This is a genomic window from Streptomyces sp. KLMMK (assembly GCF_036961605.1).
Classification (GTDB): domain Bacteria; phylum Actinomycetota; class Actinomycetes; order Streptomycetales; family Streptomycetaceae; genus Streptomyces; species Streptomyces telluris.
This window is the reverse complement of record NZ_JBAMDC010000302.1, coordinates 1-7965: the sequence shown is the minus strand read 5'-3', so window position 1 is coordinate 7965 and position 7965 is coordinate 1. Positions and strand designations below refer to the sequence as shown.

The 7965-nt window shown below is 71.8% G+C and carries 7 protein-coding genes and 2 pseudogenes; 2 read left to right on the top strand and 7 right to left on the bottom strand.

The genetic code is table 11. The annotated features are described in order from the left end of the window. Together V7793_RS28925 and V7793_RS28920 are read right to left on the bottom strand one after the other, a co-directional pair. Positions 1 to 448 (bottom strand): annotated as a pseudogene (locus V7793_RS28925) (hypothetical protein); the annotation flags it as partial. Between the two features lie 84 nt (positions 449 to 532). Next, positions 533 to 1042 (bottom strand): DinB family protein, encoded by a 510-nt coding sequence (locus V7793_RS28920; protein ID WP_336011825.1) that lies wholly within the window; start codon positions 1040 to 1042, stop codon positions 533 to 535. Positions 1043 to 1164: 122 nt separating this feature from the next. Here V7793_RS28920 and V7793_RS28915 point away from each other — a divergent pair, with 122 nt between their 5' ends. After that, positions 1165 to 2070 (top strand): Gfo/Idh/MocA family protein, encoded by a 906-nt coding sequence (locus V7793_RS28915; protein ID WP_336011823.1) that lies wholly within the window; start codon positions 1165 to 1167, stop codon positions 2068 to 2070. On the opposite strand, the gene lnt is transcribed toward V7793_RS28915, so the two are convergent. Further along, the gene (gene lnt / locus V7793_RS28910) at positions 2042 to 3610 is read right to left on the bottom strand and encodes an apolipoprotein N-acyltransferase (RefSeq protein ID WP_336011820.1); all 1569 of its coding nucleotides are present in this window, start codon (positions 3608 to 3610) and stop codon (positions 2042 to 2044) included. The two genes, V7793_RS28915 and lnt, sit on opposite strands and share 29 nt — an antisense overlap. Positions 3611 to 3859: 249 nt before the next feature. Here lnt and V7793_RS28905 point away from each other — a divergent pair. Then, positions 3860 to 4759, top strand: a pseudogene (locus V7793_RS28905) (terpene synthase family protein); the annotation flags it as partial. 263 nt (positions 4760 to 5022) lie between these two features. Here the strand turns inward: V7793_RS28905 and V7793_RS28900 are convergent. From V7793_RS28900 to V7793_RS28885, 4 genes are read right to left on the bottom strand one after another with little or no spacing between them, the layout of a single operon-like run. Then, the gene (locus V7793_RS28900; RefSeq protein WP_336011819.1) at positions 5023 to 6471 is read right to left on the bottom strand and encodes a cytochrome P450; all 1449 of its coding nucleotides are present in this window, start codon (positions 6469 to 6471) and stop codon (positions 5023 to 5025) included. Further along, positions 6468 to 7106: a GTP-binding protein gene (locus V7793_RS28895; RefSeq protein ID WP_336011817.1), complete on the bottom strand. Its 639-nt coding sequence runs from the start codon at positions 7104 to 7106 to the stop codon at positions 6468 to 6470. Before V7793_RS28895 ends, V7793_RS28900 begins: the two co-directional genes overlap by 4 nt. Further along, positions 7087 to 7452 carry a DUF742 domain-containing protein gene (locus V7793_RS28890; protein WP_058041366.1) on the bottom strand — a complete coding sequence of 122 codons (366 nt, stop codon included), beginning with the start codon at positions 7450 to 7452 and terminating at the stop codon, positions 7087 to 7089. Before V7793_RS28890 ends, V7793_RS28895 begins: the two co-directional genes overlap by 20 nt. Next, a complete protein-coding gene (locus tag V7793_RS28885) occupies positions 7449 to 7835 on the bottom strand; it encodes a roadblock/LC7 domain-containing protein (RefSeq protein WP_206329087.1) in 387 nt (128 codons plus the stop codon). The genes V7793_RS28890 and V7793_RS28885 overlap by 4 nt, the downstream gene beginning before the upstream one ends. Positions 7836 to 7965: the final 130 nt, after the last annotated feature.

Sequence of the window (7965 nt, the reverse complement as noted above, 5' to 3'; positions counted from 1 at the left end):
GCCGGTCCGGCGGGGCCCAGGTGCGGCCCGCTCTGCGGGGCGGGTGCGACAGCCGCGGGGAGCCGGAGGAGCGCGACGGCTCCGCTCCATCGTCGGACGACGCGTCCGGGGCACCGCCGAAGTCGTAAGGATCCGCAGGGTCCGCCCCGTCCCGGCGGTCGTGGGCGCCGGAGCGGCCGGAGGGGGTGATCGCGCCCTCGGGCCCCGAGGCGCCCCCGGCCGTGGCGGCTCTCGGGTCCTGCCCGGGCGCCGCAGGAGAGCGCGCTCCGTCGGGCCCGGTGGTGATCAGATCCTCACGGGCGGGGCCGGGCAGCAGATCGCCCGGCCGGGAGTGGCCCGGCGGGCGGGGCGGGGAGTGGGAGGCGGGCGGCTGGGAGACGGACACACACCCGGCGGCCGCCAGCGCCACCGCCGCCGCCATGACCGTCACTGCAGGCAGTCGATGCACTCGCTCAACTCTGCTGTGCGCCCGTCGGCGTTGGGAATTACCCGCACGGGTGATGTGCGATCACGCGTCCGGGGGCGCCGGCGCTCAGGCGCCGGTCGCCCCGTCGATCCGCTCGCGGATGAGGTCGGCGTGGCCGTTGTGGCGCGCATACTCCTCGATCATGTGGATGTAGATCCACCGCAGGTCGAACTCCTTGTTGCGGTGCGGGGCGAAGCCGCGGTCGTCCAGCGAGCGGCCGCGCGCCGCCTCGCGGGCCGCGGCGATCTCCGCCTGCCAGGTGGCGTAGGCCTCGTCCCAGCCGTCCGCCTCCGTGACCTCCATGTCCCGCTCCGGATCCTCGTCGGAGTAGTAGATCGGCCCGGCTTCCTCGCGGGCCAGGCACCGGCGGAACCAGCTGCGCTCGACCTCGGCCATGTGCCGGACGAGTCCCATCAGGCTCATCGGGGACGGCGGTGCGGACGCCTCGCGCAGCTGCGCCTCGTTCAGGCCCGCGCACTTCAGGGCCAGCGTGGCGCGGTGGAAGTCGAGCCAGCTCTCCAGGCTGGTGCGCTCGTCGGAGACGGTGGGGGGCGTGGGACGCTCAGGAGTGATCATGGCGGTCATCCTGGCGCCCCCGTGCCGCCCGCGCCAGAGGTTTTCGCCGGCGCCCTTCCGTACAGGCGCCCTTCCGTACAGTCGTATGCTTCCCAAACGAAGGCACGCACCAAGGAGGCGCTGTGAAGGTCGGCTGCATCGGGCTCGGAGACATCGCGCAGAAGGCGTACCTTCCGGTGCTCGCCACCCGGCCGGGCCTCGAACTCCACCTGCACACCCGCACCCCCGCCACGCTCGCGCGCGTCGCCGAGGCCCACCGCATCCCGGAGGCCCAGTGCCACACGGGCCTCGACGCGCTGCTCGCGGCGGACCTCGACGCGGCCTTCGTCCACGCGGCGACCGCGGCCCACCCCGAGCTCGTCACCCGCCTTCTCGAAGCGGGCGTACCGGTCTACGTCGACAAGCCCCTCGCCTACGACCTCGCCACCAGCGAGCGGCTCGTCCGGCTCGCCCGGGAGCGGGGCGTGAGCCTGATGGTCGGCTTCAACCGCCGCTACGCACCGTCCTACACCCAGTGCCTGGACCACCCGCGCGACCTGATCCTGATGCAGAAGAACCGCGTCGGGCTGGCCGAGGACCCGCGCACCCTCGTGCTCGACGACTTCATCCACGTCGTGGACACCCTGCGCTTCCTCGCCCCGGGGCCCGTCGACCACGTGGACGTCCGCGCCCGGGTCCGCGACGGCCTCATGCACCACGTCGTGCTCCAGCTCTCCGGTGACGGTTTCACGGCGATCGGCACCATGAACCGGATGAGCGGCTCCACCGAGGAGATCCTCGAGGTCTCCGGACAGGACACCAAGCGGCAGGTCCTCAACCTCTCCGAGGTGATCGACCACAAGGGTCAGCCCAGCGTGCGCAGGCGCGGTGACTGGGTGCCCGTCTCCCGTCAGCGCGGCATCGAGCAGACCGTCCTCGCCTTCCTCGACGCGGTCCGGGCGGGCAAGCTGCTCGACGCCGAGGACGCGCTGGCCACCCACGAGCTGTGCGAGCGCATCGTCAAGGCTGCTTCGGAGCAGGCTTCCTGACGCGCTGTCGCACGAGCCGGACGCCCTCGGCGGCGCACGTGCAGGCGACCACCGCCAGGGACACCAGGACGACCCAGTTCCCGTACCGGACGTAGGGGCTCGTGCCGCGGGCCAGCGGCACGTCGCGGACGGCGGCCTCGCTGCGGTCGGTGCCGAGCGGGGCGCCGACCGCCCGGCCCTGCGGACCGGCGACCGTGCTCACACCCGTCAGCGTCGCGTGCACCACCGGCCGCCAGGTCTCGGCCGCCCGCAGCGCGGCGAGCGAGGCGTGCTGCCACGGGGCCCAGCTGTGCTGGAACGTGGAGGTGGAGGACTGGGCGACGATCACCTGCGCGCCGTCGCGGGCCAGCTGCCGGCTCATGTCGGGGAAGGCCGACTCGAAGCACACCAGCGGGCCGATCCGCAGGCCCTCCGGTGCGGAGGGGGAGGCGGGCAGCCGCATCACCACCGGGTGGTCGCCGCGCCTGCGGTCCTCGCCGGCGGCCTTGCCCACCGACGTGGCCCAGCCGAGCAGGGAGCGTGCCGGCACGTACTCGCCGAACGGCACGAGCCGCATCTTGTCGTAGCGGTCCCCGGTCGGACCGCCGGGGCCGACGAGCACGGAACTCTTGAAGATGCCGGGCCGGTCCGAGCGGCGCGCGTCGACGTTGACGAGGAGGTCGGCGCCCACCGCGCGGGAGAGCGCCCTGAGCCGGTCCCGGAGGCCGGGGTGCTGCGCGAGGTCGCCGCCGACGCCGCTCTCGCCCCACACCACGAGGTCCACCCGCTGCCCGGCCAGCTTCCTCGTGAGCTCCTCCTGGCGGTCGAACCGGCGCTGGACGCTGCCCGTCCCGTCGACGACACCCGGCTGGACGAGGGCGATCCGGACGGTGCCCGCGGCGCGCGGCGAAGGCGCCCACCACCACACCCCGGCGACGACTGCTGCACAGCCCACCAGGCCGACTAGTCCGGTGATACGCGCGCGAGAAGCCCAAATGACCGTGGAAACGGCGGTGTTGAGGGCCACGAGGAGGAAACTAACCAGCCAGATCCCGCCTGTTGAAGCGAGCTTGAGAGCGGGTTGCACCTGCCACTGACTCGCCCCGAACAGACCCCACGGTCCGCCCAAATACTCCCATGAACGGGCAAGTTCGACCATCAACCAGCCGGAAGGTACGGCGATGAGGGCCGCGGCGGCCCGCGCCGGCCCCGGGGAACCGCCCAGCAGTCGCTTGACCAGCACGCCCCACGGTGCCCACAGCAGCCCCAGCAGCGCGGCCAGCACCAGGATGAAGACGTGCAGACTCGGCAGCAGCCAGTGGTGCACGGCGAGCAGGAATCCGCCACCGCCGAGCCACCCGTCGAGCGCCGCCCGCCGCGCTCCGGGCGCCGTGCGGATCAGGGACAGCCAGGGAACGAGGGCCACGTAGGCCAGCCACCACAGCGAAGGCGTGGGAAACGTGAGCGCGGGCAGCGCTCCCGCCACCACCGCCGCGGCCGCCCGCGGCCAGGGCCGGGTCAGCAGTCCGGCGTACGGGCCGTCCGGCGGTTGCGTCGTCATGGCGTGCCTCCCTGGGCCCGAACGGTCACCGGCGCCGTAGATCGTCGATCATTCGTCCGCGCGACGCATGAGCGGGATCCGGCCAACCCTTATTTTTTCGAACAGCAGAGGATCATGGGGAAAAAACTCTGACATCGGGGTGCAATATTCCACCGCCGCCACTCATCGGAAAAGCTCTTTTTCGCCTGGTTCGGTCAGAAACGGTCTGAAGTGAGCCTTGCATCCCGCGCTGGAAAGGTGTGACCGGGTATGCGCCGCGGGTTATCCCCGGTCCACCCTGGGCAGGTACCGCGCAAAAGTGGACAGGAACGCTGCGAGCCGGCCTGGGGAGGCGCCGTGACGGGCGTGCGAGACCGCATATCAGTACAGCCCTTGGAGATCGTGCCCTTCTACTGTCCGATACCGCCGGCGGTGCACCCGAGCATCCGGGAGATCGACCGCACCTCGGTCGACTGGATGCTCCAGCGACACCTCGACACCTCGGCCCACCAGCGGCAGCGTCTCGCCCGGTGCGACTTCGGCGGGCTCACGGCCCGGACCATGCCCTACGGCCAGTCCGGACCGCTCGCCGTCGTCGCCAAGCTCCACGCCGTGCTCTTCTCCCTGGACGACGCCCTGTGCGACGAGTCGACCGCCACCGCCCACGGCCTGGCGCACACGACCTCACGCATCATGCGCGTCCTGGAGGCGCCGGTGCCGGAGTGGCCGGATGACTCGCCCCACGCCGCGGCACTGCGGGCCGTCCGCCTGGAGCTGGCCGAGCACGCGACGCCGAGCCAGCTGCGCCGCTGGACCGAGGGCATGCGCACCTACCTCTCCGGCCTGGTGTGGGAGGCTGCCTGCCGCCGCGACCGGGCCCTGCCGTCCGTGAACGACTACGCAGCGATGTGGATGCGCGCCATCGGCATGGCGCCCTCCACGGCCCTGATGGACATCGCAGGAGGATACGAACTCGACGACCGCGACCTGGACCGGCCCGAGATCCGGGCCCTCACCGAGATGACCTGGACGCTCGTCGCCTGGGACAACGACTTCTACTCACGGAACAAGGAGATCCAGCGTGCCGGCGACAACCTCAACCTGATCGACGTCCTCGCCCAGGAACGGGACTGGGAGCCCGCCCGGGCCCAGGAAGAGGCCATGGCGATGCGCGACCGCGTCATGACGCTCTTCCTGCGCTTACGCGAGCAGATCTGGCCCCGGGCCGGGGTGGAACTGCGGTGCTACCTGGTGGCGCTGGGCCACTTCGTCCGCGGGCACCTGGACTGGGCCTCGGCCTGCGCCCGGTACCAGGACCCCTACGGGACCGGCGCCGACGTGCAGTGGTGGAAGCCGTTCCCGTCGGACGACAGCCCGGACCCGCTGCCCGTCCCCGCCATCGCCTGGTGGTGGGACCTGCTCGACGCCGGCCGCTACCGGCGCAGCAGCAGCCGGCGCAGCGACCTCCACCACGAGCGCCGCGAACCGGACGCCTCCGGGCCGGAGGCCGGGACCGGGGGCGCCGGGATGGCCGGCTGCTCGGCCCGCTCGGGCTGAGCGGGCACGGGCGGCTCCGGCGCGGGTGTCAGCGCCTCCTCCGGAGGCAGTGGCGCCCGCGCCGTGAACCGCACCGGCAGCCCGGTCAGATGACGGGACATCAGGGTGGAGCGGTAGGTGAGCTCCGACTCCTCCACCGAGAGGGTCAGGTCGGGCAGGCGCAGCAGCAGGGCGTCGATGCCCGTGTCCGCGATCGCCCGGCCCACGTCCTGGCCCGGGCACTCGTGCTGGCCCCCGCTGAACGCCAGGTGCGAGCGGTTGCCGTGGACGGGGACGTCGGGGTCGGGGCGGATCACCGTGTCCATGTTGGCGGCGGCCAGCCCCAGGATCAGGGCGTCCCCCTCCTTGATCTGCTGACCCGCCAGCTCCGTGTCCTGCGTCGCCCAGCGGCCCAGGATCGAGATGAACGGCGGCTCGTCCCACAGGACCTGCTCGACCGCGTCCGGCAGCGTCATGTGGCCGCCGGCCAGGGAGGCCTGGAAGCGGTGGTCGGTGAGGACCATCTTCAGGGTGTTCGCGATGAGGTTCGCCGTGGTCTCGTAGGCCGCGATCAGCACCAGCCGCAGATGCTGCTGCACCTCGTCGTCGGAGAGTCCGGCGGGGTGCTCCAGCAGCCAGCTGGTGAAGTCGGCGCCCGGCTCGACGTGCTTGCGCGCCACCAGCTTGCGCAGCGTCTCCTGGACGAACTCGTTGCTCGCGATCGCCGTCTCGGTGCCCTTGATCATGTCCCGGGCGGCGTTGACGAGCTGGGGGCTGTACGCCTCCGGCATTCCCAGCAACTGCGTCATCGCCATCATCGGCAGCTGCTCCGCGAACTCGTGCACCAGATCCGCCCGGCCCGAGGCGCAGAAGCGGTCGACGAGCTGGTTCGCGGACTGGGTGACGTGGCGGCGGATGCCCCGCTTGTCGAAGCGGGCGATGCTGTCGTTGACGGCGCCGCGCCAGCGCTCGTGCTGCTGGCCGTCGGCGAAGACGCAGATCGGCTGCCAGGTGGTGATCGGCGCGAGCGGGTGGGTGGGTGCCACGCGGCCCTCCCGCGCCTCGATCCACAGCCGGGAGTCGCGCGAGAAGCGCGAGGGGGTGCGCGCCACGTCGAGGGCCTCGCGGTAGCCGAGCACGATCCAGGCCGGGACGTCGTCGTGCAGCAGGACGGGCGCCACCTGGCCGTGCTTCTGGCGGAGCCGCTCGTACAGCCCCATCGGGTCGGCCTCGGCCTCCGGGCCGTACAGCCGGGTGATCCCGCCGGGGCCGGTCGCGTGGGCCGGGCACTGCGGGGGAGGCCCGGCCGGGGAGGGGATGCGGGGGCGTTCGGAAGGGAGGGTCACTGGTGCTCCGGGGAGGCGGTGGTGAGCGTGTAGAGGTAGCGCATGAGGGTGAGCAGGGTGTCGCGGCAGGAGGCGCGGTCGCGGGCGTCGCAGTCGACCATGGGCACCGACTCGTCGAGGTCCATGGCCGAGCGGAGCTGCTCCATCGGGTATCTGGGGGCCTGGGGGAAGCGGTTGACGCCGACGACGAACGGCACCCCCTTCTCCTCGAGGCGCCCGATCACGTCGTAACTGACGTCCATGCGGCGGGTGTCGAGGAGGACGACCGCACCCAGGGCGCCCTCGAACAGGCCGTTCCACAGGAACCAGAAGCGCTCCTGGCCGGGAGTGCCGAACAGATACAGAACCAGGTGCTCGTTGATGCTGATCCGGCCGAAGTCCATGGCCACGGTCGTCTCGGTCTTGTGCTCGATCCCGGCGATGTCGTCCACGCCGACACCGGCCTGGGTCATCGTCTCCTCGGTGGTCAGCGGCCGGATCTCGCTGACCGAGCCCACCAGGGTCGTCTTGCCGACCCCGAACCCGCCGACGATGACGACCTTGACGGCCGCGGTTGCCGAGGCCGGCAGGACGTCCTCGCTGCGCGGCCCCGCATAGGTCTCCAACCCGGGGGAGTCAGAGCTTCTGTAGTCCATTCATCACCGCCTCCAGAAGTTGAACGTCGGGAAGGGCCGCCGCCGGCACCGGCGGCCGGGCCTCCACGTGACGACCCGCCACCAGCTCCGTGAGCAGCAGGGTCAGCGTGCTGACCGGCAATTCCAGATAGGCCGATATCTCGGCGACGGAGAGCGGGTAGGCACACATCCGGACGATGGCGGCGTGCTCGGGCTGCAGCCCGGGGTCGGCCTCGGACCGGGACACGATCAGCGTCACCAGGTCGAGCTCCGTCTTCCGCTCCGCGCGGGGCTCGCCTCCGGTGAGGATGTAGAGCCGGTCCGGGCTGCCGGGCGCGGTCGGGGAGCCGGGTCCCTCCGTGCTCATGTCACCGACCCGCCGACCCGCGGGGGACTGGTGAGATGCGAACCGATGCGGGCCACCAGATCCCGCATCCGCATGCCCATCAGCTCGGCGTCCACGTCGTCGTCGGCCAGCACCGCGAGGAAGGCTCCGGCCCCGGCGGCCATCAGATAGAAGAATCCGCCGTCGACCTCGATCACGACCAGGCGCATCTGCCCGTCCCCGTGCGGGAATTCACCGGCGATCGCGGTGGACAGGCTCTGCAGTCCGGCACAGGCGGCGGCGAGGCGGTCGGCGGCGTCCGGGTCGGTGCCGTGCTGAGCCATGCGCAGGCCGTCCGAGGACAGCACGATCACGTGGCGGGTCTGCGGAACACTGGTTGCCAGGTCCTTGAGCATCCAGTCCATGTTGAACCGCGGCTGCGTCACTTGGCTACTCTTCCTTGTCTGACGGGATATCACTGTGCGGCCGGCCGGGATCCGGCTCCAGGGACTCCCCGTTGATGCCGCGGTTGAAGGCGGCCAGCCACATTCCGGG

Bases quoted from the DNA above. Each gene is read 5' to 3' on its own strand.
- V7793_RS28920 (WP_336011825.1), bottom strand. From the start codon at position 1,042: ATGATCACTCCTGAGCGTCCCACGCCCCCCACCGTCTCCGACGAGCGC.
- lnt (WP_336011820.1), bottom strand. From the start codon at position 3,610: ATGACGACGCAACCGCCGGACGGCCCGTACGCCGGACTGCTGACCCGG.
- V7793_RS28895 (WP_336011817.1), bottom strand. From the start codon at position 7,106: ATGGACTACAGAAGCTCTGACTCCCCCGGGTTGGAGACCTATGCGGGG.
- V7793_RS28890 (WP_058041366.1), bottom strand. From the start codon at position 7,452: ATGAGCACGGAGGGACCCGGCTCCCCGACCGCGCCCGGCAGCCCGGAC.
- V7793_RS28885 (WP_206329087.1), bottom strand. From the start codon at position 7,835: ATGGACTGGATGCTCAAGGACCTGGCAACCAGTGTTCCGCAGACCCGC.